Here is a 23,539-nt window from a genome sequence, read left to right as displayed (position 1 = left end):
ACACGAGGATTGGTGAAGCGCTACGGCGAGGTGACCGCCCTCGACGGAGTCGATCTCGAAGTGCGCGAGGGAGAGACCTTCGGCTTGCTCGGTCCGAACGGGGCCGGCAAGACCACCACGGTCAAGGTGTTGATTACCCTGACACGGCCCGATTCGGGAAGCGCCGAGATGGCGGGCGTCGACATCCTGCGCCGCAGCGCCGAGGCCCGCCGCCTGTTCGGTTACGTTCCCCAGGAGCTGACCGCGGACCGGGCCCTGACCGGAAGGGAAAATCTGAGCTGGTTCGCCGGCATGTACCATCTCGAGCGCGGCGTGAAAGAGCGGCGCATCGCCGAACTCCTCGAGCTGGTGGATCTGGGCGAGGCCGCCGATCGTCCGGTGCGCACTTATTCGGGCGGCATGAAGAAGAAGCTCGATCTCGCCTGCGGCCTGGTGCACGAGCCGCGCATTCTCTTTCTCGACGAGCCGTCGCTCGGTCTGGACGTCAAGGTACGCTCCGAGTTGTGGCGCTACGTTTCCGGGCTCAAGCAGCGCGGCGTCACCGTGTTCCTGTGTACCAACTACATGGACGAGGCGGACCGGCTGTGCGATCGGGTGGCGGTGATCGACCGGGGACGCATCGCCGTATCGGGGACCCCGGACGAGCTGCGCGCCGCTCTGGGAGGCGATGTGATCACCCTCGAGGTGCCGGCCGAGGCGGCCGGCTCGATGGCGTCTCTGGCGCGCACCCTGGGAGCGCTCTCCTTCGTCAAGGACACCCTCAGCGACGGGACCCGCCTGTCGATTTACGTGGAGGCGAACGAGACGGCGCTTCCCAAGGTCCTGGAGGCGGCGGCCGCGGGCGGCACGCGGGTGCAGCGCATCGCCTACTCGCGCCCCGGTCTGGAGGAGGTCTTCCTTAAGGCCACAGGGCACCGCATCGACGAGGAGGCGCCGCGTGGCTGAGTTCATCCAGGAAACCCGCGCCCAGCTGGTCCGCTGGCTGATCCACCTGCGGCGCGAGCGCTTCAGCATCACCTTCGCCCTGGTTTCCCCCATCGTGTTCCTGGTCTTCTTCGGCGGCGCGTTCGGGCGCATGGCGCCGGAAAGCCTGCCGGGCGGCACCTACCGCACCTTCATCCTTCCCGGCATCGTAGCGCTCACCGTCTTCGGCAGCAGCCTGTCGGGAGGAATCGAGCTGCTCTTCGACAAGGAGAATGGCACGCTCACCCGCATCCTCGCCGCCCCCATCTCGCGCGCTTCGATCCTGGCGAGCCGCTTCCTCTACGTGAACCTGGTTTCCACTATCCAAGTGCTGCTGATTGTCGGCCTGGCCTTTCTCCTGGGGGCGCGCATCGCCACGGGCATTCCCGGGCTGGCCGCCCTGATCATCCTGGGATGGCTGCTCGGCTTCGCGCTGACCGTTATCTCTCTGATGCTCGCCTTCACGCTGACCAACCACGGCGAGTTCTTCGCCATTCTGAGCTTCCTGACCCTGCCGCTGGCGTTCCTCTCCAGCGCCTTCGTCCCCCTGGAGCGCATGCCCGGGTGGATGGCCGTCTGCGCCCGCTTGAACCCCATGACTTACGCCGTGAACGGAATGCGGACGCTGGTCGTGTCGGGCTGGGATTGGGCCTACCTGGGGAAGATGGCGCTGGTTCTGGCGGCCTTCGATCTGGTGGCGCTCCTTGCCGGGACGCGGGTCCTGCGCCGCCATATCTCCTGATCCGGTGGCTCTTAAAGCAGAAAAGCCGGGCCCGAAGGTCGGGCCCGGCTTCAGATCCGTGCGCGAGGAGCTATCCCTGCTTGGGCGGCTCCGTCTTGTTGTCGAGCTTGATCGCCGTGACGCCAAGGTGTCCGCCGCGCTCGTCATCGGTGCAGGTCAGCACGACGTGATCGCCGGCCTTCAGGGTCTTCAGGGAGTCAATCGCCTTCCCCATGGCGGGGACGGTCTTGCTCTGGCCCGTCTCGTCCTTGAACGTCAGGGTCTTCCCCTCGACGTTCACCGAGACCACCTCGCCCTTCACTTCGTGGGTCTTCTCGCCCGCCAGCACCGCCGTAACCGGGGCTGCCAGCACAGCCGCAACAAACAACGCGACAACCCAAACCGCGAGCTTTCTCATCGTTCCTCCTTGGGGTGAGATAAGAATTGAGTCGATCCCTTCCTGGCTGTTCCGGACTGTCTGATTATTACCGAATTCGTTCATTCTTTCCCGGGCATCACCCGAGCCGCGAAAAGGCCCATCGCTGGATCGGAGGTCCTCGAGACACGCCTGTGAAACCCGGCAAAACCTCCACTTCGGCAAGGAGTTCCGCGTCCGTCGGCCCGGGCCCTTCTCCCCCTCTCGAGCCGGGGGGCCGCGACGCTGCGGAGGTTCGCGCCGTACAGGGAGGCATTGAGGTGCTCCTGACGGTTAGCTGACCGGGTGCTCGATTGTAGGGGAAAGGTCCCCTTCCGGCAAATTCCGCCCCCCGGAAACCGGGTTCGGCGGGGTTCTTTACTTCTTCGACAAGCCGGGTTTCCCCCGATACCCCGCGGGCGCCTGATCCCCCTGAAAGGCCGTTTTTTATCGTGTAGAATCCCTGCGTCATGAGCCAATCCACCGTCCGGCTTCCCCTGTTCTTCCCTCTTTTCATCGCGGCGGTTGTCGCCTCGAGCTCTTGCGTACAGGGGAACCCTTCGCTCCCGCCCGCCGAAGCCAGACCCCGGGAGGTGGCGCCCTCCGGCGACCTCACCCCGGACGAGCTGGCCACCATCTCGGTGTTCGAAAAGGCCTCCCAGTCGGTCGTTTTCATCACCACCGCCGCCTTGCAGCGCGACTTCTGGTCGATGAACCTGTTCGAGGTCCCCCAGGGCTCCGGGTCGGGATTCATCTGGGATCGCCAGGGGAATGTCGTGACCAATTACCACGTGATTGCGGGGGCCAATTCGATCCAGGTGGTCACCTCCGACGGCAAGGAGCACAAGGCGAAGGTCGTCGGCTCCGATCAGGATCAGGACCTGGCCGTTCTGCGGATCGAGGCTCCCCCCGACACCCTTTCCCCGGTCAAGCTTGGCAGCTCGGCCAACCTGAGAGTCGGCCAGAAGGTCCTGGCGATCGGCAACCCCTTCGGTTTGGACCATACCCTTACGACGGGGGTGGTGAGCGCCTTGGAGCGCACCATCCAGTCGATGTCGGAGCGCACTATCCAAGGGGTCATCCAGACCGACGCCGCCATCAACCCGGGCAATTCGGGCGGGCCGTTGCTCGACAGCAGCGGGCGGCTCATCGGGGTCAACACGCAGATCTTGAGCCCTTCCGGCGCCTTTGCCGGCGTGGGCTTCGCGGTCCCGGTCGACACGATCAACCGGATAGTTCCTCAGCTGGTGGCCTACGGCAAGGTCATCCGGCCCGGCTTCGGAGTCATCTTCTACAGCGATCCGATCGCCCGGCGCTGGGACATCGACGGCGTGATTATCCGGCGCGTCTCCCCGGGGAGCGCCGCCGCGGAGGCGGGGCTGCGCGGCTCGCGCGAGATGCGCTCGGGCGACGTCATGGTGGGCGACATCATCACCGCGGTGGATGGGAAAAAGGTCAGCACCGTCAACGATCTACGGGACATCCTCGACCTGCACAAGGTCGGAGATCGGGTGACGGTGGAGGTTCTGCGCGACGACGCCCGCACGAAAGTCGACGTGACGCTGCGCCCGGTGAACTAGGAGAAGAATGACGATGAAGGTCGCCTTCCTGGGACTCGGCACCATGGGCGAGCCGATGGCCCGCAATCTGCTGCGCGGCGGCGCCGACCTGTGCATCTGGAACCGCAGCGCCGGCAAGGGGGACCGCCTCGTCGACGAGGGGGCGCGGCGTGAGAACAGTCCCGCGAAAGCGGTGGAGGGGGCGCAGGCTTGCGTGGTGATGGTGGCGGACCCCGCGGCCCTGGACGAGGTATTGCGGGGCCCTTCCGGGGCGCTGTCGGCCCTGGGCCGCGGCGCCGTCCTGATCAACATGGGGACCCAGTCGATCGAGCAGATCGAGGCGCTGGCCGCCGATTGCGGCTCGGCAGGCATCGCCTTTGTGGATGCGCCGGTCACCGGCAGCCGCTCCGGCGCGGTGGAGGCGACGCTCACGATCCTGGCAGGTGCCTCCGCGGAAGATCTGGAGAAGGGGCGCCCGATCCTCGCAATGCTGGGGAAAACGATCCTCCACGTCGGCCGCCCCGGAGACGGCACCCGGGCCAAGCTGGTGCTCAACCTGATCCAGGCCGGCATGCTGGTGGTCTGGTCGGAAGGGCTGGCGCTGGGCAAGCGCCTGGGGCTCTCTCCGTCGCTGACGGCCCAGGTCCTGGAGAACTCGGCGGGGAACTCCGGCCTCTTCCGCTACAAGACGCCCTTTCTCCTGAAGCGCGACTTCTCCACCAACTTCTCGCTGAAGCTCATGGACAAGGACATCAAGCTGGCGATGCGAGAAGCCGGTCGGCTCGGACTCGATCTTCCCGGCTGCGGGACCACCAGCGAGGTTTTCTCCGAGGCGATGGCCGAACGTCTCGGCGAGGAGGACTTCGTGGCCATCGCCAAGATGGCGGAAAAGCGTGCCGGCACCCTGCTCGATTCCTGACGACAGCCATGCCGTTCTCACGACGTATTCCCGCCTGCCTTCTGCTCCTGGGGATGTCCTCTCCGTGCGTGGCCCACGACCTCTGGCTGGATCTGGAACAGGACCCGGATTCCAGGAAGTCCATCGTCATCCAGGCCGTCCTGAGCGCAAAATTCCCGAAGGTCGACGAGGTCAAGAAGGTCGAGGACTATCGGGAGCCCCGCATGATGGTCAGTGGCCCGCCGGTTCAGCCGCTTCCCGATTTCGGCCTCGAGCCGACGCTCGTCGGGCGCGTGACTACGGACCAGCCTTTCGCCGTCTCGGTTCTGGGCCCGACGCGTGAGATCGACCTGAAGCTCGACGAGGCCCGCGAGTACCTGGCTGAGGAAGTTGGGCTGCCGCCCGGGCGCATCGCCGCGATCCTGGATGGCGACGCTCCCACGGTGCACGAGACCTATTCACGGATCCTCAAGGGAATTGGTTTGCGGGACTATGGAAAAGCTCCCGGCGGATTGGACTTCGGGCTGCCGATCGAGATCAGGCTCGTCCGGGTGAACCTTGTGCCGCCCGATGGCTGGGACATCAAGTTCGAGATTCTGAAGGACGGCAAGCCCCTGCCGGACGCCTACGCCCGCATCCTGGCTCCGGCGAGGAAGACTCAGGGCGTCAGGACCGACAAGCTGGGTTCCGCCACGGTTTCCCTGCCGCGGCGAGGCTCGGTGCTGATCGCCTACATCGAGCTCGTCTCCGCGAGCAAGGGTCGCTACGAAACGCGCTGGACTAACCTCGCCATTTTCGCGCACTAGCACTGACTGGGGTATCGGGCGACCCGATTCCTTCGTTCCGTTCCCCATCCGAATCACCCGCCGGTTTAGAAGTCGAAGGCCGAGCCCGGAGACCAGGCCGCGCGGCGAAAGATTCTGCCGACCCCATGCTCCTGCCCCGGAAAACTTCCTCCTCAGCCTTGACAGTCGCCTGATCGACTCCCGCTCGCTGCGGCCTGGGGAGAATTGGAGCGCGCGAGCCCCCCGGCGCCTTCGGTACCCATCGCGGGTTATGAAACGGCTGCGAAAATCCGGCTGGCGTCCGCAACCGGCTCGTGGCCTCTTCCTGGTCCTGAACCAAAGCTGACCTGAGGCGACCTTGGAGTATCGCTGTGAAGTGGGCGTGAACCGCGTGTCGAAAGACAAAAGGAGAAAGAGATGAGAAATGCCGATCTCCCGGGCAGATTCATGCGGAGCATGATCGTCGCGTTTGCGTTGCTGACCATCGCTGGGATCCTGCCGGTGAGGGCTGCGAACACCCAGCCCGGGCCACTCGACATTACGGGCGAGATCAACGGGGCGCCCTTTCGGATCATCGTCCCCGCCGACTGGAACGGGACGCTTCTCCTCTTCCAGCGCGGCTACACCGACCTGGCCGACCATCCCGGGGAGATCGACAACCGCAACCCGACTCTCGTGCCGGCCGGTGTTGACCGCAACGTCTTCCTCACGCGAGGCTACGCGCTCGCGGGCACTCCACGGAAAAGCAACGGCTATTCGGTGGAGGAGGGACTCGATGACGTCGTGGCGCTGCTCAGCTACTTCAGGGAGAACATCGCCATGCCGACGACCTCCATCCTATGGGGCAACTCCATGGGGGGGCTCATCACCCTGGAAACCGCGGAGCGCAACGGCGGGGCCTTCGACGGCTACCTATCTCAATGCGGGCTGGCCGCGGGGGCGTCGCGGGTTGTGGATCACTTCCTCGTCCTCCGACTGGCCTACGACGTCACGTTCGGCATGCCCGCCTCATGGGGCACTCCTGGCGATGTCCGCGACGACCTCGACTACGACACGGAGGTGCTGCCGATCCTCTCCGCCCAGGCCGGCGACCCGGCGAACTTCGGCCGCTTCGAGTTCCTCAGGCTGGTGGCCGGTATCCCCGGCTCGGGGATCGAACCGCCCCCCGGGTATTTCCCTAGAGCGTTGATCGACCTGCCCTTCTTCCTTGCTACCGAGGGGGAGGCCGAGTGGGAGCGCCGGGTCGGGGGACCCATCGCCCAGAACATCAGCCATGCCTACGCGCTGACCGTGGCGGAAAAGGCCTACCTGGCGGGCCTGGGCGTGGATGCCGATCCTCTCCTCGGAGCGATGAACGCCCGCCGGAACTTCGTGGCTCCACAAGAGTCGAGAAACTACCTCAACCACTTCGCGGATTTCAGCGGATTGATCAAGCGCCCCGTGCTGACGCTCCACGCATTTGTGGATCAGGCCATGCCGGTGACCAGCCAAGCCGCATACCGGAACACGGTCGCGGCCGCGGGCCGGGACGACCTGTTGTTCCAGGTCTATACGACGGTGATCGGGCACGTCCCCTGCGCCACCACCGAGCAAGCGCTCCGCGCGATCCAGGTCGTCGAAGCATGGGCGAAAACCGGAATACCCCCAGCGCCAGCTGACTTTCCGGCCGAGCTGGGCTTCCTACCGGGCTTCGTCCCGCCCGCCTGGCCTCAACCCTGAGCGAAGGCGCTCGTAGTCTGTAATTCTCGTGCGTCGCGAACTTCTGAAAACGGATTGGAGCTCACCATGCGAGTCATGACGCTGGCAGCGTGTCTCGCGCTGGCCGCCACTGTGCCCCAGGCCGCAAGAACTCATCACAGCATCCTGACGTTCGAACAACGTGTCCAGGCACAGGCGGCGATCGAGCGTGTTTATTACACGCACCAGATCGGCACCACCAGGCCCTTCGAGGAGGCCGTCCCCCGCTCGGTCCTGGAGAAGCGGGTCAGGACTTACCTCGCGGAGACGGCAGCTCTTGAAACCCAGTGGAAGACGCCGGTGACCACCGAGATGCTCCACCGGGAGCTGGAGCGCATCGCGGCACGAACCCGCATGTCCGAGCGACTCCGCGAGCTCTACGCAGCCCTTGGCGACGATCCGTTCCTGATCGAGGAGTGCCTGGCGCGCCCGGCTCTCGTCGACCGGCTGGCCCGGAGCTTTTTCGCCTACGACTCGACCCTTCATGCGAAGGCGCGCCACGAGGCGGAGGCTCTCCACCAGGGCCTGGTCGACGGCCGCCTGGACCCTTGGTCCGTTCATCCTGACCGAAGCGTTGTGAATCTGGTGCGGCTGGATGACGCCGGCGCAGTGCGGGACGCCGGGGCACGCCAGCGCGCTTCTGCCGAAAAGCAGCATGCGATCGAGCTCGACTCCGCCACGTTCGAGCGCCAGGCAGCGCTGCTCTCTTCGCGCATTGGCGAGACCGGACCGGTGGAGGAAGAGCCCGAGGCTTTCGTGATGCGCGTGGTCCTCCAGAGGGACGAAGACTCGATCGAGATTGCCACGTTTACCGTGTCGAAATTGTCGTGGGAGGACTGGTGGGGCTCCGTCGAGGGGGATCTTAGTGCGATATCGGTGGAGCCTGTGGCCACCGAGGATCTCTTTCGCCCGTTGCCGGCACCCGAGGACGCAGCGATCTCATCGAGCACCCCTTGCCCGCCCGACAACGTTTGGGAGAACCTCCCCTACGAGATGCCGGATCCGCGCACCGGGCACACCGCCGTCTGGACGGGAAGCCTCATGATCGTGTGGGGTGGATCCGACGGCGCGGCTCTTCTCAACACCGGCGGCCGGTACGATCCCGCCATCGGCGTCTGGACTCCGACATCCACGGTCAACGCCCCCTCCCCCCGGTCCGGCCACACGGCCGTGTGGACAGGAAGCTTGATGGTCGTGTGGGGAGGGTCCGGCAACGACGGCGCCCGGTATAACCCTGTCTCGGACACCTGGACCCCGATGTCCGCGGTCAATGCACCCTCCCCTCGGTACGGCCACACGACCGTTTGGACGGGAAGCCGCATGATCGTCTGGGGCGGCCTCTGGGGCAATCCCTTCTTCGAAGAGTCCTATCTCGACACCGGCGGTCTGTACGATCCCGACACCGACATCTGGACTTCCGCCTCCCCAGCCGACGCCCCGCTCCCCAGGGGTTTTCACACTGCGGTCTGGACGGGCACCGAGATGATCGTATGGGGCGGCTACGATTCCGCTTCTGAGATCTTCGAGGGAGGTCGGTATGACCCTGCCATCGGCGTCTGGACCCCGACCTCCACGGTCAACGCCCCCTCCCCCCGGTACGGCCATACAGCCGTATGGACGGGGAGCTCGATGATTGTGTGGGGAGGGTTTGCCAATGACGGCGGCGGCCGGTATGACCCTGCCTCGGACACATGGACCCCGATTTCGACGGCCAATGCTCCCTCCCTCCGGCATGACCACACGGCAGTGTGGACGGGAACTCACATGCTCGTGTGGGGTGGAGATGACGGGTCGTTCTCGAACACCGGTGGCCGCTACGATCCTGCCTCGGACACCTGGACCCCGACGTCCATTTCCAGCGTCCCGATGGCCCGAGCCGGCCACAGCGCTATCTGGACGGGGAGCCTCATGATCGTGTGGGGTGGCGCCGGCCTGGGCGCTTCCCCTCGATATCTGAACTCCGGCGGCCGGTACGACCCCCTCACCGAAGCGTGGACATCCACCTCCACGACCAATGCCCCGTCTCCTCGGGAGCTGCACACCGCCGTCTGGACGGGAAACGAGATGATCGTCTGGGGTGGATTCGACGGATCCTACTTGAACACGGGCAGTCGGTACGACCCGGTCACCAATGCATGGAGTCCGACCTCCACGGCCAATGCCCCCACGGGCCGTTCGCGCCACACTTCCGTCTGGACGGGAAATCTCATGGTCGTGTGGGGCGGCACCGACGGCGCTTCCCTGCACACCACGGGGGGCCGATACGATCCTGTCGCCGACACCTGGTCGGCGACGGTCACGGTCGCCGAGCCTCCCCGATCCGGCCACACCGCCGTCTGGACGGGAAGCGAGATGATCGTCTGGGGTGGCGACCTCACCGGCAGTTACACGAACACGGGCGGCCACTACGACCCGTCCTTGGACAGCTGGACACCAACGTCCACGCTCAACGCTCCGGCCGCCCGCATCAAGCACACGGCCGTCTGGGCGGATACGGTGATGATCGTCTGGGGTGGTTGTGTCGACAGCAGCGGCACCTGCCCGAACACCGGCGGTCGTTACAATCCGGCCACCGATACCTGGGCCCCGACCTCGACGGGCGTCAATGTCCCACTCGCGACCAGCGGCCACACCGCCATCTGGACGGGGAGCGAGATGATCGTCTGGAGCGGTCTCTACTCCGGTTCCCCTCTCGCTACCGGCGGCCGCTACAAACCTTCCACCGATACCTGGACGGGGACGGCGTTCGGTCCGCTGGGTCGCTCCTCTCACACGGCCATCTGGACGGGGAGTGAAATGGTCGTCTGGGGAGGCCACGTCTCGACGACTTCATTCAATACAGGGGGTCGCTACTACCCTGCGGGCGATACATGGCTGCCGACGTCGACGACCGATGCGCCGTCCGCCCGGTTTGGCCACACCGCCGTCTGGACGGGCAACGAGATGATCATCTGGGGCGGATCCTTCGGCAGCAGGGGCGGCCGCTACGCCATCGCACCCTTCGTGGACGGCGACATGGATGGCCATGGCATGTGCCAGGGCGACTGCGATGACGGCAATGCGGCCATTCATCCTGGCGCAGCCGAGGTGTGCGACAACCTGGACAATGACTGCAATGGTGTCATCGACAGCTTCGCCACCTACTGCGGAATCGGTGAATGTTCCCGCATCGGTGCCTGTACGGCCGGCGTCAATTTCTGCGTCCCGGGCTCTCCCTCCCCCGAAGTCTGCGACGGCCTCGACAACGATTGCGATGGAGTTGCGGACGAATTCCCGCCACCTTCCGGATCGCCTGTCGTCACCGTGGAGACGTCCGCGGGATCGCCCGTGCTGGGGTGGGCGCCCCTTCCGGACGCTACCGCCTATGACGTGGTCAGGGGCGACCTGCAGAGCCTCATCTCCACGGGGGGTGACTTCACCGCGGCCATCCGAGCGTGCCTGGCCGACGATTGGGCGAATAACACGCTGGCTCTGAGCGACACGCCTGTCCCGGGGGCCGGCTACTTCTATCTCGTCCGCGGAACGAATTGCAACGCTGTCGGGACGTACGACTGGGGCGATCCCGGGCAGGTCGGTTCCCGCGACGCCGAAATCGACGCGTCGTACTTCGCCTGTTTTCCGCGGCTCCACTTCTGCGGAGATTTTGTTTGCGACGAGCCCGAGGAGAGCTGGGTCAACTGCCCGACCGATTGTGATTTCTGTCCGCTATGTAAAGATTGACAGGCCGTCCCGGAGAGTGACTACTTCCAGCCGCCCACGGCCACGAAGCCTCCCCAGAAGTAGGGGTGAGCGGGAAGACCGCTCTGCCTCAGGCTCGCGATCATCCGGCGGCTGGCGTTTCTCACAGCCTCGGCCGTGGAGGCGCCTTCCAGGCGCTCCTTATAGAGATTGCGCATCCAGGTGTGCGTTGCCTCGTCCTGCACGGACCACAGGCTCGTGATCACGGTGCGGGCCCCGGCAACCTGGAAGGCCCTTCGCAGTCCGAATATGCCTTCTCCGGCCATGTATTCCCCGACTCCCGTGTCACAGGCCGACAATACGACCCAGTCCACACCGGAGAGGTCCATGGCCGCGACCTCCTCGGCGGTGAGCACTCCATCGTCCTCATTGGGGCCTGCGGATGCCCGATGATTGGCGCCGGCAAGCGCCAGACCGGACAGCAGGAGGGGGTTTTCTCCGATCACGGGCTGGTCCTGCCCCAGCTCGGGATCCCCGTGAAGCCGCGTGACGTCCAGAGCCGAGGCACACGACCCTCCAAGGAAAAAACCATGGGTCGCCAGATGAATCACCTGACGGCCCGGAGCCTGCGCCTTGAATGCCGCTTCGGTCGCCTGCGCTCCGATGAGGCGAGCCCGTGGTGACTTATCATTTCTCTGCTTCCAAAGATCCACGACCTCGCTGACCTCCCGCCTCGAGCCCGGAAGCGGCTCGAATCGCATGGACTGAAAGTCACCGCACGCCGAGCGTTTGCCCAGATAGGAAGCCCGGCTCGCGACCTTGGCCGGCCCGACGGCTTTCGCCTGCGCCGGACCTTCCACCCCGGCCGCGAAGGGCGTGCGCGCGTCAAAATCCGGGCCGCCCAGCGCCAGGATCCCTTCTCCTTTTCCCTTCTCCGATGCCGAAACCAGGTCCCGCTCCGCGGAAAGATAATGAATCAGGGGTCCCGTCTCGACGAGGTAATGCCCGCCGTCTGACGGAAGCGCGCTCAGGTTCACCAGATGCAGCGTACCATCCGGAACAACGAAGACACTCCTCGATTGGCCCAGATGGACTGCGACGACATCCCAGATTTTCCGCCTCAAGGCCGCTCCCGCCGCCCGGTAGTCCGCTTCCAGGTTCTTGGAAGCCTGCCCGCTGTCGCCGCGGGCTATCGCCTGCCTCCAGCGAGCGACGAGGGAGTCGACCTCGGTGGCCGGGCCGATACGGACCAGATGCGGTTCGCCGCCGGCCAGCATCACAAACGCCACGTAGGTGAGCGTGGAACGATCGGTGCCGTCGATCGGTTTCTTTCGCTCGCGCTGCATGTAGCGTGCGAAAGCCACCAGGGCGCTGCGTGGCGGGAGCGCCGATCGGACCTCCTTCAACCCCGCGTCTTCCCAGGCGCGCTCGCTGCGAAACGCCGCGCTCTTCTCGGCGAGGGCTTCTTCGGCCAGCTCCTTTTCCCGGCGTCTGCTGTCGAGCTGAGATCGGAATAGTTCGGGCCTGTCCCCGGACGGGCCGTGGACCACCAGGTCGGCCAGACGCTGCCGGGCGGCGGCCAGCGCCGCGTAGTAGGGACCGATCTCGATTGACTCCGCTTCGCTCCCGGCCCGGTGCCGTGCCGACATCTCGTCTGTCACCAGGGCACGGGAACGAACCAGGGCGTCCCATGCTCGTCCTGCCAGCGATGAGTCGCCGCCCGACGCGGCAACGGAGAGCGCCAGGTCCAGACCGGTCTGTCTGACCGCCGCGTAGCGAAGGGCCTGACGCTCGGGAAGCGCGCGGGCCGTCAGGCTCAGATGGTCTCTTCCGATCTCCTCCGCCCGCAGAGCCAGCGCAAGCCCCTTCGCGCTCTCACCACCGAGGACGAGGGCCTCTGCAAAATGGTCGAGGTTCCAAGCCACCACCGGATGCGCCGGACCGAACGTCCTCTCGCGAATGGCCAGGGCCCTTTCGAAGAGCGGCATTGCCTCGGTGGGCCGGCCCGTATCCCGGAGCGCATTGGCGATGTTGGTGAGAGCCCAGGCAACTCCGTCGCCATCGGGAGTCTGTTTTTCGTAGATCCGCAACGCCCTCCGGAACAGCGCCTCAGCCTGCGCAAATTCCCCCACGGCCTGGTGATTCTGTCCGAGGGTGATCAGGGTCTCCGCGACGTGGGGATGGTCGGGACCGTGTACCTGCTCCATGATGGCCAGCGCACGATGGAGGTTCAGCGATGCACCGGCGTGATTCCCCTGCGCAGAATTCACCTTCCCGAGTTCGAGGAGAACAAATGCCCCCTGATGACTTTCCAGACGGCCTGTCCTTTCCATGCCTTCAAGACACCCTCGGAAAAGGCGCTCCGCTTCCGTGTAATCGCCGGATTTTCTGAGAACCGTGCCGAGGAATCTCTGGCCGTACCCTAGAAGAAGGCTGTTATCCGGGCCGAGGACCCTCTCGTAGATGCCATTGACCCGCGTGAGAAGCCTGTGCGCCTCGGGGTAGTCTTCATCATAATTGGCCCGCGCTATGGCCAGGTTGTAAAGGAGCGCCGCGGTTTCCAGACTGTCCGGCCCATAGCTCAGCTCTGCGATGGCCAGGGCGCGCTCGCGCAGTCGCGTTGCCTCGGCCAGATCGTCGAGGTACCAGAGGATGTTCCCCATCGTGGAATACGTGTCGCCCAGCTCCGGATGATCGGCGCGCAAGGTCTTCTCCTGGATGGTTTGGGCGCGCTCGACGGCGTCTTTCGCGGCCTTGTAATCGCCCATCTCGTAGGGAGTTTCGGACCAATCCCACAAACAACGCGCAACCCTCGGATGGTCCGCGCCGAATTCCTTCTGAAGAATGCCCAGAGCGCGCTCGTAGAGGCGCCCGGATTCCTCGTAGTCACCGAGCCAATAAAGGAGGTCCGCGAGCGCTCTCAGGCTCTCGGCCACCTCCATACGCTCCGTGCCCGGGGCCTTCTCTGCCACCGCCAGAGCGCGCTCGCAGATCGGTCTTGCGGTTTCATATTCCGTTTTCAGGGTGAGGATCCGGCACAGATTGGTCAGGCTCGTCGCCAGACGCGCATCATCGGATTTGAGCAGCCGCTCATGGATCGCGACCGCCCTGTGCGCCTGCTCGAGCGCTTCGTCATCCACCTCGTAGCGACGCCATCGCGTCTCGACGAGAAGGCCCAGTGCCTCTGCCATGTCGATCGAATCCGCACCTTGGCGTGCCTCGTGCTCGAGGAGGTTGGCCCGAGCCAGCATCTCGGCTTCCTCGAAACGTCCGTCGTCCAGGAGGGCACGGATTCGGGCTGGGGGCTCAGGTCGTTCAGGCGAGGATTCAGGGGAGGGGAGCCCGACCGGGAAATGAAGCGCGGCCGTCATGAAGCCTGCGATCGCCACTGCGGCGCCAGGGCGCAAAGTCCCGTTCCGCCAGGAGGCGGCTGTCGTTTCCCGCCGCTGCCACAATGCTAGCAGTCTCAACTCAGGCGCTGTCCTCCGCCGCTTCGCGGGAAGGGGGACTGCCATCCAAAGACGAATCTCAATCGCGCCCGCGGCATCTCGCGCCGGGAACTCGCCGCTTTGGATAACGTGCCTCTTCTGGGATGTGCGGGCAGTATGTTCGCGATGGCGCTCGCCAGTCAAGAACGAAATGACGGCGATTGCCCGGGCAAGGCAGGCCTTGTATGATTCCCCCCGTCACTCCGTCCATCCCAAGGTCGCCTCAGCGCCACTCTGGTTCAGCACCAGAAGGAAGCCTCCAGCCCCTTGCGGACACAAAGCGGATCCCCCGACAGGACCACGACGCTGGGAGCCCCCGACGCGGTCTCGAGATTCGTGGAGGGAGATCCGGAAGCCGTCAGAGCCGTTCGCCGGCTCATCCTGGACGTCCTGAGGACTCACTCGAAGGAACTGAAACCTTACTGGGACGACCTTGTCCTGGAGGTGTGTGCCCAGGCTTGGCAACGAGCCAGAAAGGGATCGGAAGAGATTCGGAATCTGGAGGGTCTGGTCGTGCGCATCACCCACGCCCGGGTCGTCGATCTGCACCGGCTCCGGTCGCGCTGGCGGATGGAAGACGGCGCCGTGGACCATCTCGCCTCGACGGCCAACCCGAACCCGGGGCCCTACGAGGACGTCCTCCGAGCGGAGACCTCGCATATCGTGAGCGCCATGATTGCGGCGGCCGACGAGCGCACCAGGGTCATCTGGAGATTGCTGTACTTCGAAGGCCTGAAGTATCGTGAGGCCGCCGCCCGTCTGGGCCTGCCTGAGGGGACTTTGAAGCGCCTGGTGCACGAGAGCCTGCGCGCCGCCGCGGCGCGGTTCGCTGGATTGCGGACCGAAGGCGGCAAGAAATGACCCGCACGTGCGACGATATCCTCGAGCGGGCCGCCGCCGGGGACGCGAGCGTCGAGAGCCTGCCTGAGTTCATCGAGCATCTGAAGATTTGTGCGCGGTGCGGGCGCGAGGCGCCGGTGCTGCTCGCGGCGGTGCGAGCCATCCGCGCGGCGCCGGCGGCAGCGTTGGAGGGGCACCCGCCTTCCGACCAGATCGTGGCGCTGGCGCTGGCACCCGAGGCGGGAATGCTGGAGGTCGATCCCGGAGCGGCCGAGCATGTGGCCGCATGCGCGATCTGTGCGGCCGAGGTGAAGGAGGTGCGTCGCGCGGAGGAGGTGCGGTCGAGATTGCGTGCGCCCGCGCCACTTGGCCTGGGACGCGTCCTCGGCAACCTGGCGAATCTGCCATCCGGCCCCGTCATGCGCCGTCTCGCCTGGGTGGCGGGCCTGGGGATTCTGGTTCTCGCCTATCCGGCCTACCTGGGCCTGAGGCGGGTGCCGCAGCTCAGAGGAGAGGTGGAACAGCTCGACACGCGCACGCGGCAGCTCGAAGCGGAAGTACGCGACCTCTCTTCCTCACTTGCCCGGGCGATCCAGGCTGCCGATCTTCTCACCCATTGGTCGGGACCGGTGCCGCTCATCGCCCTGAGCAGCCCCGTCCGCGGGCAGGCGACGAGGCAGACGCTGAAGCTCGACCCCACGGCCCCGTACATCCTGGTGAGCGTACGGCCCATCCTGTCGGACCCGTCCGACGAGCGCGACATCTACCGGGTCCTCATCCTGAGAGGTGATGGCCAGGCGGTCTGGAATTCGCAGATCACTGCCGGTGAGATGCGCCGGACGATGAGATCCTCGGGAGCGCTCATCTTCCCGGTTCCTTCCACGCTCCTTGCTCCGGGCGGGCACGAGCTGCGCGTCCTGCCGGAGAAGCGCCCCCAGGAGCCGATCCTGCAGATTCCATTCGAGATCGTGACAGCCGACTAATCGGGGCAAGCGGGTGAACCTTGGCGCACCCTTGGATAGCCGCAGGTTGGAGCGCACCCAGGCGTTCGGGATCGGATTCTGGTGACTCGGAGAAGGACGCGCGGCGGGACCGGACTATTCGAGCCGGTCTGCCAGGAACTTGAGGACGCCGCGAATCGAGACGAAGCCGACGGGATGGCCGTCGCGAATGACGGGGATGTGGCGATAGTGCCCCACCGCCATCCGGTGCACGGCGTAGGCGAGCGCGTCCTCCTCGGTGAGGTACTGGGGGCGGCGCGTCATGACCACCCCGACCGGCAGGGCCGCGAGGTCGACCGTCTCCCCGGCAATCCGGTCCAGAACGTCGCGCTCCGTGAAGATTCCCACCAGCTTTCCCCCATCCACGACCAGGACGCTGCCGTGGCGCGTCTGCTGCATCATGCGCACGGCATCGAGGACCGAATCCTCGGGGGAGACGACGTTGGGGGGCAGCAGGCCGACCTCCCGGAGCGTGGTCTCCAGGAGCGTCTGCTGCAATCCGTCCTTGGGGAGCGGGATGTCGAGCGAGCGCAGGTCCTGCCCGCACTCGTCGCAGTTGTCGACGCCCTGGATGTTGTCGGTCCCGCAATCGGGGCAAATCAAGGCAAGGCTCCTTCGCTCAAAGTGCGCGCCGGCGCCGGACTAGGTCACCGTCCAGGTCTCGCCGCCCCGAATCAGCTTCTCCAGGTTTCCCGGGCCGACCTTCGCGGCGATGTCCTTCCCCTGCTTCTCCAGGATCTCCTCGAAGCAGGGGCGCTGCGCCCGGTAGAAGACCCCCACCGGCACCGGGAACTCGGGATAGGTCATGCGCGACAGCAGGTAGGCGAGCGTCGGCTCCGCGGCGGACTCGTCATGCACCAGGAGGTCTTTCTCGCTGACGCCGTTCTCGCCGAGCGTGACCACCTCGGGCTCCAGCCCGTTGAGCCGGATTCCTTTGTCGTGGTTCTTGCCGAAGATCATCGGGTGACCATGCTCCAGGTAGAGCATCCGATCGGAGCGCACCTCGCGGCTGGTGAAATCCTCGAAGGCCGCGTCGTTGAAGATGTTGCAGTTCTGGTAAATCTCCAGGAAGGCGGTCCCCTTGTGCTTCGCCGCCTTCTCCACCGACTTGGAAAGGTGCGCCGGGTCGACGTCGAGGCTGCGCGCCACGAAGGTCGCCTCCGAGGCGATCGCCACGCAGATCGGGTTGATCGGCTGCTCGGCGGTGCCGAACGGGGAGGACTTGGTCTTCTTGCCGAACTCCGAGGTGGGCGAGTACTGCCCCTTGGTCAGCCCGTAGATCCGGTTGTTGAACAGCATGATCTTGATGTCGAGGTTGCGGCGCAGGCAGTGGATCAGGTGGTTCCCACCGATGCTCAGCCCGTCGCCGTCGCCGGTCACCACCCAGACCGACAGGTCGGGGCGCGCCGTCTTCAATCCGGTGGCCAGGGTGGCGGCTCGGCCGTGGATGCTGTGGAAGCCGTAGGTGTTCATGTAATAAGGGAAGCGGCTGGAGCAGCCGATCCCCGAGACGAAGACGATCTTCTCCTTGGGGATGCCCAGATCGGGCATCACCTTCTGCACCTGCGCCAGGATCGAATAATCACCGCACCCCGGGCACCAGCGCACCGTCTGATCGCTGACGAAGTCCTGCCGGGTCAGCTTCGGGGGCTCCAGCAGCCCCGCACCGGTCGAATCGTTCTGTGACATCAGCGCTCCCTCACAACAGCTCTTCGATCTTGTGGATGATCTCGGAGACCATGAATGGCTTCCCCTGGACCTTGTTGAGCCCCACCGCATCCACCAGGTAGCGGGCGCGGACCATCCACTGGAGCTGGCCCAGGTTCAGCTCTGGAATCAAGACTTTCTCGAAGCGGCGCAGCACCTCTCCCAGGTTGCGCGGGAAGGGGTTGAGATATCGCAGGTGCGCGGAGGAAACCGATGCCTTCCTCGCCCGCATCCTCTCAACCGCCGTGGTGATCGACCCGTAGGTGCTGCCCCATCCCAGGACCAGTACCTTGCCGCTGTCGCCACCGAACACCTCCAGCTCCGGGATGTCATTGGCGATGCCCGCAATCTTCTCCGCGCGCAGCCGCACCATTTTGTGATGGTTGAGCGGGTCGTAGCTGACGTTGCCGGTGACGTCCTCCTTCTCCAGCCCTCCGATGCGGTGCTCAAGCCCGGGCGTCCCGGGAATCGCCCAGGGGCGTGCCAGAGTCTTGGGGTCGCGCTTGTAGGGCTGGAAGGTCGCCTTGTCCATGGCGAAATGCACGTCGATGCGCGGCAGGTCCTTGATCTCCGGAATCTTCCAGGGCTCCGCCCCGTTCGCCAGGTAGCCGTCGGAAAGGTAGAAGACCGGCGTCATGTACTTGATGGCGATGCGGAACGCCTCCACGGCGAAGGTGAAGCACTCCGCCGGCGTTGCCGGGGCGACCACCGCCGCCGGGCACTCGCTGTTGCGGCCGTACACCGCCTGCAGCAGATCGGCCTGCTCGGTCTTGGTGGGCAGGCCGGTGCTGGGGCCGCCGCGCTGCACGTCGATAATCACCAGGGGAAGCTCGGTCATCACCGCCAGACCGATAGCCTCGCTCTTCAGCGCCACGCCGGGTCCGCTGGTGCCGGTGAGACCCAGCGACCCGCCGTACGAGGCGCCAATCGCCGCTCCGATGGCGGAAATCTCGTCTTCCGCCTGGAAGGTCTTCACCGGGAAATTCTTGAAGCGGGACAGCTCGTGCAGGATGTCGCTGGCCGGCGTGATCGGATAGGAGCCGTAGAACAGCGGTCGCCCCGCCTGCATCGCCGCCGCCACGCAGCCGATCGCCGTCGCCTCGTTGCCGGTGATCTTGCGATAGGTCCCGGGGGCCAGCCTGGCCTTGGTGACCCGGTAGTGGGTGGTGAAAATCTCCGTGGTCTCGGCGAAGTTGTAGCCCGCCTGCAGCGCCGCCAGGTTGGCCCGTGCCACCTCCTGGTTGCCTTTGAACTTGTCCTTGATCCAGGTCTCGGTGTAGTCCACCGGGCGCTCGTAGAGCCAGAAGACCAGCCCCAGTGCGAAGAAGTTCTTACAGCGGGTCGCCTGGCGCGATCCCAGCGTCGTCTCTCCGATGGCGCGCAGCGTCAGGGTGGTGAGCGGAATCTCGAAGGTCCGGTAGCCCGCCAGGCTGCCGTCCTTCAGCGGATTGGTCTTGTAGCCTGCCTTGTTCAGGTTGCCCTGGGTGAAGGCGTCGGTGTCGAGGATCAGGATGCCGCCATCCTCGAGATCGGCCAGGTTGGTCTTCAGCGCCGCCGGGTTCATGCAGACCAGGACCCCGGGGGCATCGCCGGGAGTGCGGATGTCCTGGGACGAGAAGCTGATCTGGTAGCCGCTCACTCCCGGCAGCGTTCCGGCCGGGGCGCGGATCTCCGCGGGGAAATCGGGCAGCGTCGCCAGATCGTTGCCCACGATGGCCGTGGTGTCCGCGAACTGCGTGCCCGTCAGCTGCATGCCGTCACCGGAGTCCCCGACGAACCGGATGACGACGGTTTCAAGCTCCTGGACTTCGTGAGGAGTTTCCTTCACTCGCGTCTGGGTGCTCACTTCTTCTCGTGCTCCAGCTCTTAGCCGCCTTCTTGCTTCCGCATCACCTGATGCAGCCGCGGCGGCAGATTGACGACCTCCGCGGGGAAGTGATCGGCGATGTATTCAATCAGGTCCTTGGCGCAGACGACTCCGGCATCGAGCCCGTGCGCGTCGACCAGCGGCACGTGCCGGAATCCTTTCTCGGTCATCAGGTGGATGGCGTCGGCCAGGGTGTCCTCTGGTCGCAGCGTCCCCGGATCCGGCGTCATGAAATCCCGCACGGGCGCCCCGAGATCCACCTGCGTTCCCACGATCTTGTTCAGCACGTCGCGCTCGGTCAGGATGCCCACGACCTTCCTGCCCTCGCACACCAGCGCGCAGCCGATGGCGGCCGAGCGCATCGCCTGTACCGTCTCCGACAGGGGCGCGTCCGGAGCCACCCTCGCCGGCTCGGCGAGCCGCAACGCCCGGATTCTCTCCCGATTGAGAATCGTCTTTCTAACCACTCTATTCCCAGTAGCTTGCAGGCTCAAAGGCAGGTCCTGGATTGGCCGTGGCGCCTCCGGCGCCTCCCGGCCTCGCTCGCAGCTCTGCCGGCTGGCGGAGGGCCCGCCGCCGGAGACCGCGGTCAGTGAAGCTGAAAACGCGCCTAGTCTACTCGTTGCCGGCATCGCGCTCAAGCCGCCCCGGTCCTTCGCGGGATCCGGCTTTCGCTTATACTCGACCGCCATGGTCCTCAAGCCCGGTTCGCGACTCGGTCCCTACGAGATCATCGCGGCGATCGGCGCCGGCGGCATGGGAGAAGTCTGGAAGGCGCGCGACTCGCGCCTGGATCGTGAGGTCGCGGTCAAGATCCTCCCGGCGCGCTTCGCCCACAACGCGCAATTCCTCGCACGCTTCGAGCGCGAGGCCAAGGTCATCTCCTCCCTGAACCATCCCAACGTCTGCGTGCTGCACGACGTCGGCATGATCCCGGCGGGAGAGGTCCCCGGGGCGGTGGCGGAGGCTGGAGACCCGAATCTCCACTACCTCGTGATGGAATTGGTGGAAGGAGAATCGGTCGGCGAGCGGCTCAAGCGCGGCCCCATGCCGCTGTCCGAGGTCCTGCGGATCGGCGCGCAAGTCGCCGAGGCGCTGGACGCCGCGCACCGCAAGGGAATCATCCATCGCGATCTGAAGCCCGACAACGTCATGCTGAGCCGCTCGGGAGCGAAGCTCCTCGATTTCGGCCTGGCCCGCGCCGCGGATGAAGGCTCCGGCGTGGTGGAGGGACTCACCAGCATCCCGACCGAGGTCAAGCAGATCACCATGCAGGGGGCGATCCTCGGCACCTTCCAGTACATGGCCCCGGAGCAGCTGGAGGGAATGGAGGCGGGACCGCGCACCGACATCTTCGCGCTCGGGACGCTGCTGTACGAGATGGCGACGGGAACGAAGGCGTTCACGGGAACCACGAAGACGAGCCTGATCGCCGCCATCGTCTCCTCCCAGCCCCAGCCCGTCTCCAGCACGATTGCCTCCACGCCGCCGGCGCTGGACTACGTGATCCGCCGCTGCCTGGAGAAGCATCCCGACGATCGCTGGCAGTCGGCCAAGGATGTCGCGGGACAGCTGCGTTGGATCTCCGAGGCAGGATCGCAGGCGGGCCAGGCTCCCGCGGTGGCGGCGCGGCGGCGCCTCGATCGCCGCATCCTCATCGGCATGGCGGTGGCCGGATGGCTGGCGACGGCCCTGCTCGGCTGGCTCCTGCTTTCCGGCCCGCGCGTGGCCGAGACGCGGCCCCCGCTGCGCGCCGAGCTACTGCCGCCCCCCGGAGTCGAGATTAGTGGCGTGCTGAATGGCACGCCCGTGCTCGACCCCGCGGGCACTCGGGTCGTGTTCAGGGGCAGGCCCCGCGAGGGGGCGATGCGTCTCTATCTCAGGGAAATCGCCACGGGGGGGATTCGACCGCTGGAAAACACCGAAGGCGCGACCTTTCCCTTCTGGTCTCCCGATGGTCGCTGGATCGCTTTCTTCGCCGACGGGAAGCTGCGCAAAATCCCAAGCGCCGGGGGGCCGGTGCAGATCCTCTGCGACGCCCGCGACGGGCGGGGAGGAAGCTGGGGCAGCGCCGGCACGATCGTCTTCGCCCCCGAGATCCAGGGCCCCTTGATGCAGGTTTCCGAAGGGGGCGGAAGGCCCGCCGTCGTGACGAAAATCTCGGATTCGACGATCACCCACCGCAACCCGCATTTTCTTCCCGACGGCAAGAGCTTCCTTTTCACCGAGCGGGACAGCGACGGCGATGCGGTGGGGCACATCGCCATGGCGTCGCTCAGCGAGCCACAGCCACGGCTGGTGGTGGAGCAGGCGTCGAATCCACAATACGCCGGCGGCTACCTGCTGTTCGTTCGCGACGGCAATCTCGTGGCGATGCGCCTGGATCTCTCCACCGGGAAGGTCGAAGGCTCCCCGACCGTCGTGTCGGAGGAGATCGAGTATTACAACCCTCGCGACCTCGGAAGTTTCACGGTCTCCGCGACGGGCTGTCTCGTCTATCGCCACCACCAGTGGAGAAAGACGCAGATGGCCTGGCTGGATGCGTCGGGAAGGAAGGTCGAGTCGATTGGCGATCCCGGCTATTACCAGACGCAGATTCCCGCACCGACCATCCTCCGGGGCGGCCGGGCCGCCATCCTCAAGAACGGAGGCGAGGACACCGATCGAGATATCTGGATCATGGACCTGACGCGCGGCCAGATGGTGCGCTCCACCTTCGAGAACGCCGACGGCCTCATGAGCGGGGTCCTGTCGCCGGACGGCAATCGCCTCGCGGTGTCGGCGCCGGCCGGCGTCGGTGCGCTCCGGAAAGCCACCTGGATCCAGCCGGCGTCCGGAAGCGGCAAGCAGGAGACTGTTCTCCCGGAATCCCCCTTCTACGTCCAGGACTGGTCCTCCGACGGTCGCTATCTGATCGGTATCGTCCAGCGCTCGGGCACCGGCTTCGACGTTGCCTGGGTGGATCTGAAGGGCGCGAAATCCACGGAGATCCTCCTGGGCTCGCGCTTCAACGAGACCTCCCCCAGCACATCGCCCGACGGGAGGTGGCTTGCGTGGATTTCGAATGAATCGGGAAAGGCCGAGGTCTATCTGACCGATTTCCCCGCCGCGACCCAGAAATGGCAGGTCTCATCCGGGGGCCTCTTCATTCAGGGCAACTCTATCCCCTTCTGGGCACCCGACGGCTCGAAGATCTATTTCTCCACCACGGACGGTCTCATGCAGGCGGAGATCGGCAGCCCGGCCGCGCCCGGACCCGGCAAGCCGAGCTTCGTTTATCACAACGGTTCCGACGTGCCCGAGCTCTTCTCACTTCTGGCGACGGACGGCCGGCGGTTCCTGGGGATGATCTACGTCGAAGCCGGCAGCGTGGAGCCGCTGCGGCTCGTGCTCAACTGGAAACAGGCGCTGCAGGATTGAGGGAAGTTCGCACGGCCGCTTTCCATTCAAACCGCGTCGGCCGCGAGGTCTTCGAGGAGATTCCATGGCACCCAAACTGCCCGGCTCCTACCGCAGGATGCAGAAATCGCAGAAAGCCATCATGAAGGCGTACGAGGATCTGGGTGAAGCGTGCGCCGAGGCAGGGCCTCTCTCGCCGCGCGAGCGCGCCCTGGTGAAGATCGGCCTGTCCACGGGGGCCCGCCTCGAGGGAGGACTGCACTCGCATGTCCGCAAGGCGCTCGAGGCGGGGGTCGAGCCGGAAGCGATCCGGCAGGCGGTCTTCCTGGCGCTGCCGACACTCGGACTCCCGACGATGATGGCGGCGCTCACCTGGGTCGAGGACGTTCTCGGCAAACAGAAAGATTGATTTCGCGCCCTGCCCTGGAGAGCAACCCGCAAGGCGCGCTGCTCCTCAGGGCAGCCGCGCGACGTTCTCCCT

The 23,539-nt window shown here is 65.7% G+C and carries 18 protein-coding genes; 11 read left to right on the top strand and 7 right to left on the bottom strand.

Going from position 1 to position 23,539, the window contains the following annotated elements:
- Positions 1 to 12 precede the first annotated feature (12 nt).
- The gene (locus VFW45_01870; protein ID HEU5179512.1) at positions 13 to 945 is read left to right on the top strand and encodes an ATP-binding cassette domain-containing protein; all 933 of its coding nucleotides are present in this window, start codon (positions 13 to 15) and stop codon (positions 943 to 945) included.
- Positions 938 to 1,705: an ABC transporter permease gene (locus VFW45_01865; GenBank protein HEU5179511.1), complete on the top strand. Its 768-nt coding sequence runs from the start codon at positions 938 to 940 to the stop codon at positions 1,703 to 1,705. The genes VFW45_01870 and VFW45_01865 overlap by 8 nt, the downstream gene beginning before the upstream one ends.
- A gap of 70 nt (positions 1,706 to 1,775) precedes the next feature.
- Here the strand turns inward: VFW45_01865 and VFW45_01860 are convergent, their stop codons facing one another.
- Complete coding sequence (locus VFW45_01860) at positions 1,776 to 2,102, bottom strand: hypothetical protein (GenBank protein ID HEU5179510.1); 327 nt, start codon at positions 2,100 to 2,102, stop codon at positions 1,776 to 1,778.
- A 467-nt stretch (positions 2,103 to 2,569) separates the two neighbouring features.
- Here VFW45_01860 and VFW45_01855 point away from each other — a divergent pair, with 467 nt between their 5' ends.
- The 5 genes from VFW45_01855 (at position 2,570) to VFW45_01835 (ending at position 10,798) form a co-directional block, all read left to right on the top strand.
- A complete protein-coding gene (locus tag VFW45_01855; GenBank protein ID HEU5179509.1) occupies positions 2,570 to 3,679 on the top strand; it encodes a trypsin-like peptidase domain-containing protein in 1,110 nt (369 codons plus the stop codon).
- Positions 3,680 to 3,692: 13 nt separating this feature from the next.
- On the top strand, positions 3,693 to 4,577 hold the full coding sequence (locus tag VFW45_01850) for an NAD(P)-dependent oxidoreductase (GenBank protein HEU5179508.1): 885 nt from the start codon (positions 3,693 to 3,695) through the stop codon (positions 4,575 to 4,577).
- An 8-nt stretch (positions 4,578 to 4,585) separates the two neighbouring features.
- The gene (locus VFW45_01845; protein ID HEU5179507.1) at positions 4,586 to 5,362 is read left to right on the top strand and encodes a hypothetical protein; all 777 of its coding nucleotides are present in this window, start codon (positions 4,586 to 4,588) and stop codon (positions 5,360 to 5,362) included.
- Between the two features lie 396 nt (positions 5,363 to 5,758).
- A complete protein-coding gene (locus VFW45_01840; protein HEU5179506.1) occupies positions 5,759 to 7,060 on the top strand; it encodes a hypothetical protein in 1,302 nt (433 codons plus the stop codon).
- Between the two features lie 66 nt (positions 7,061 to 7,126).
- Positions 7,127 to 10,798, top strand: a complete 3,672-nt coding sequence (locus tag VFW45_01835) for a MopE-related protein (GenBank protein HEU5179505.1) — start codon at positions 7,127 to 7,129, stop codon at positions 10,796 to 10,798.
- A 20-nt stretch (positions 10,799 to 10,818) separates the two neighbouring features.
- Here VFW45_01835 and VFW45_01830 read toward each other — a convergent pair whose 3' ends face one another.
- Together VFW45_01830 and VFW45_01825 are read right to left on the bottom strand one after the other, a co-directional pair.
- The gene (locus tag VFW45_01830; protein ID HEU5179504.1) at positions 10,819 to 14,007 is read right to left on the bottom strand and encodes a CHAT domain-containing tetratricopeptide repeat protein; all 3,189 of its coding nucleotides are present in this window, start codon (positions 14,005 to 14,007) and stop codon (positions 10,819 to 10,821) included.
- A gap of 476 nt (positions 14,008 to 14,483) precedes the next feature.
- On the bottom strand, positions 14,484 to 14,624 hold the full coding sequence (locus tag VFW45_01825; GenBank protein HEU5179503.1) for a hypothetical protein: 141 nt from the start codon (positions 14,622 to 14,624) through the stop codon (positions 14,484 to 14,486).
- On the opposite strand from VFW45_01825, the gene VFW45_01820 reads away from it, so the two are divergent.
- Both VFW45_01820 and VFW45_01815 read left to right on the top strand, forming a co-directional pair.
- Positions 14,581 to 15,105, top strand: a complete 525-nt coding sequence (locus VFW45_01820; GenBank protein HEU5179502.1) for an RNA polymerase sigma factor — start codon at positions 14,581 to 14,583, stop codon at positions 15,103 to 15,105. The two genes, VFW45_01825 and VFW45_01820, sit on opposite strands and share 44 nt — an antisense overlap.
- On the top strand, positions 15,102 to 16,067 hold the full coding sequence (locus VFW45_01815; protein ID HEU5179501.1) for a hypothetical protein: 966 nt from the start codon (positions 15,102 to 15,104) through the stop codon (positions 16,065 to 16,067). The genes VFW45_01820 and VFW45_01815 overlap by 4 nt, the downstream gene beginning before the upstream one ends.
- 114 nt (positions 16,068 to 16,181) lie before the next feature.
- On the opposite strand, the gene VFW45_01810 is transcribed toward VFW45_01815, so the two are convergent.
- The 4 genes from VFW45_01810 to VFW45_01795 are packed head-to-tail and all read right to left on the bottom strand — an operon-like array spanning position 16,182 to position 20,084.
- Entirely contained in the window at positions 16,182 to 16,688 is a 507-nt protein-coding gene (locus VFW45_01810; GenBank protein ID HEU5179500.1) for a CBS domain-containing protein, read from the bottom strand.
- Between the two features lie 39 nt (positions 16,689 to 16,727).
- Positions 16,728 to 17,774 carry a 2-oxoacid:ferredoxin oxidoreductase subunit beta gene (locus tag VFW45_01805; protein HEU5179499.1) on the bottom strand — a complete coding sequence of 349 codons (1,047 nt, stop codon included), beginning with the start codon at positions 17,772 to 17,774 and terminating at the stop codon, positions 16,728 to 16,730.
- Positions 17,775 to 17,784: 10 nt separating this feature from the next.
- Entirely contained in the window at positions 17,785 to 19,638 is a 1,854-nt protein-coding gene (locus tag VFW45_01800) for a 2-oxoacid:acceptor oxidoreductase subunit alpha (GenBank protein HEU5179498.1), read from the bottom strand.
- Positions 19,639 to 19,658: 20 nt separating this feature from the next.
- Positions 19,659 to 20,084 (bottom strand): CBS domain-containing protein, encoded by a 426-nt coding sequence (locus tag VFW45_01795; GenBank protein ID HEU5179497.1) that lies wholly within the window; start codon positions 20,082 to 20,084, stop codon positions 19,659 to 19,661.
- 265 nt (positions 20,085 to 20,349) lie between these two features.
- Here VFW45_01795 and VFW45_01790 point away from each other — a divergent pair, with 265 nt between their 5' ends.
- Together VFW45_01790 and VFW45_01785 are read left to right on the top strand one after the other, a co-directional pair.
- Positions 20,350 to 23,079: a protein kinase gene (locus tag VFW45_01790; GenBank protein ID HEU5179496.1), complete on the top strand. Its 2,730-nt coding sequence runs from the start codon at positions 20,350 to 20,352 to the stop codon at positions 23,077 to 23,079.
- 64 nt (positions 23,080 to 23,143) lie between these two features.
- Positions 23,144 to 23,467: a carboxymuconolactone decarboxylase family protein gene (locus tag VFW45_01785; protein HEU5179495.1), complete on the top strand. Its 324-nt coding sequence runs from the start codon at positions 23,144 to 23,146 to the stop codon at positions 23,465 to 23,467.
- Positions 23,468 to 23,539: the final 72 nt, after the last annotated feature.

The organism is Candidatus Polarisedimenticolia bacterium (genome assembly GCA_035764505.1).
Lineage (GTDB): Bacteria > Acidobacteriota > Polarisedimenticolia > Gp22-AA2 > AA152 > AA152.
Note: the sequence above shows the minus strand (reverse complement) of the source record. Positions and strands in the feature narration are given on the sequence as shown.

What these genes read in the sequence shown, in the direction of transcription:
- VFW45_01860 (HEU5179510.1), bottom strand. Translation starts at nt 2,102, where the DNA reads ATGAGAAAGCTCGCGGTTTGGGTTGTCGCGTTGTTTGTTGCGGCTGTG.
- VFW45_01855 (HEU5179509.1), top strand. Translation starts at nt 2,570, where the DNA reads ATGAGCCAATCCACCGTCCGGCTTCCCCTGTTCTTCCCTCTTTTCATC.
- VFW45_01850 (HEU5179508.1), top strand. Translation starts at nt 3,693, where the DNA reads ATGAAGGTCGCCTTCCTGGGACTCGGCACCATGGGCGAGCCGATGGCC.
- VFW45_01845 (HEU5179507.1), top strand. Translation starts at nt 4,586, where the DNA reads ATGCCGTTCTCACGACGTATTCCCGCCTGCCTTCTGCTCCTGGGGATG.
- VFW45_01840 (HEU5179506.1), top strand. Translation starts at nt 5,759, where the DNA reads ATGAGAAATGCCGATCTCCCGGGCAGATTCATGCGGAGCATGATCGTC.
- VFW45_01835 (HEU5179505.1), top strand. Translation starts at nt 7,127, where the DNA reads ATGCGAGTCATGACGCTGGCAGCGTGTCTCGCGCTGGCCGCCACTGTG.
- VFW45_01830 (HEU5179504.1), bottom strand. Translation starts at nt 14,007, where the DNA reads ATGCTGGCTCGGGCCAACCTCCTCGAGCACGAGGCACGCCAAGGTGCG.
- VFW45_01825 (HEU5179503.1), bottom strand. Translation starts at nt 14,624, where the DNA reads ATGAGCCGGCGAACGGCTCTGACGGCTTCCGGATCTCCCTCCACGAAT.
- VFW45_01815 (HEU5179501.1), top strand. Translation starts at nt 15,102, where the DNA reads ATGACCCGCACGTGCGACGATATCCTCGAGCGGGCCGCCGCCGGGGAC.
- VFW45_01805 (HEU5179499.1), bottom strand. Translation starts at nt 17,774, where the DNA reads ATGTCACAGAACGATTCGACCGGTGCGGGGCTGCTGGAGCCCCCGAAG.
- VFW45_01790 (HEU5179496.1), top strand. Translation starts at nt 20,350, where the DNA reads ATGGTCCTCAAGCCCGGTTCGCGACTCGGTCCCTACGAGATCATCGCG.
- VFW45_01785 (HEU5179495.1), top strand. Translation starts at nt 23,144, where the DNA reads ATGGCACCCAAACTGCCCGGCTCCTACCGCAGGATGCAGAAATCGCAG.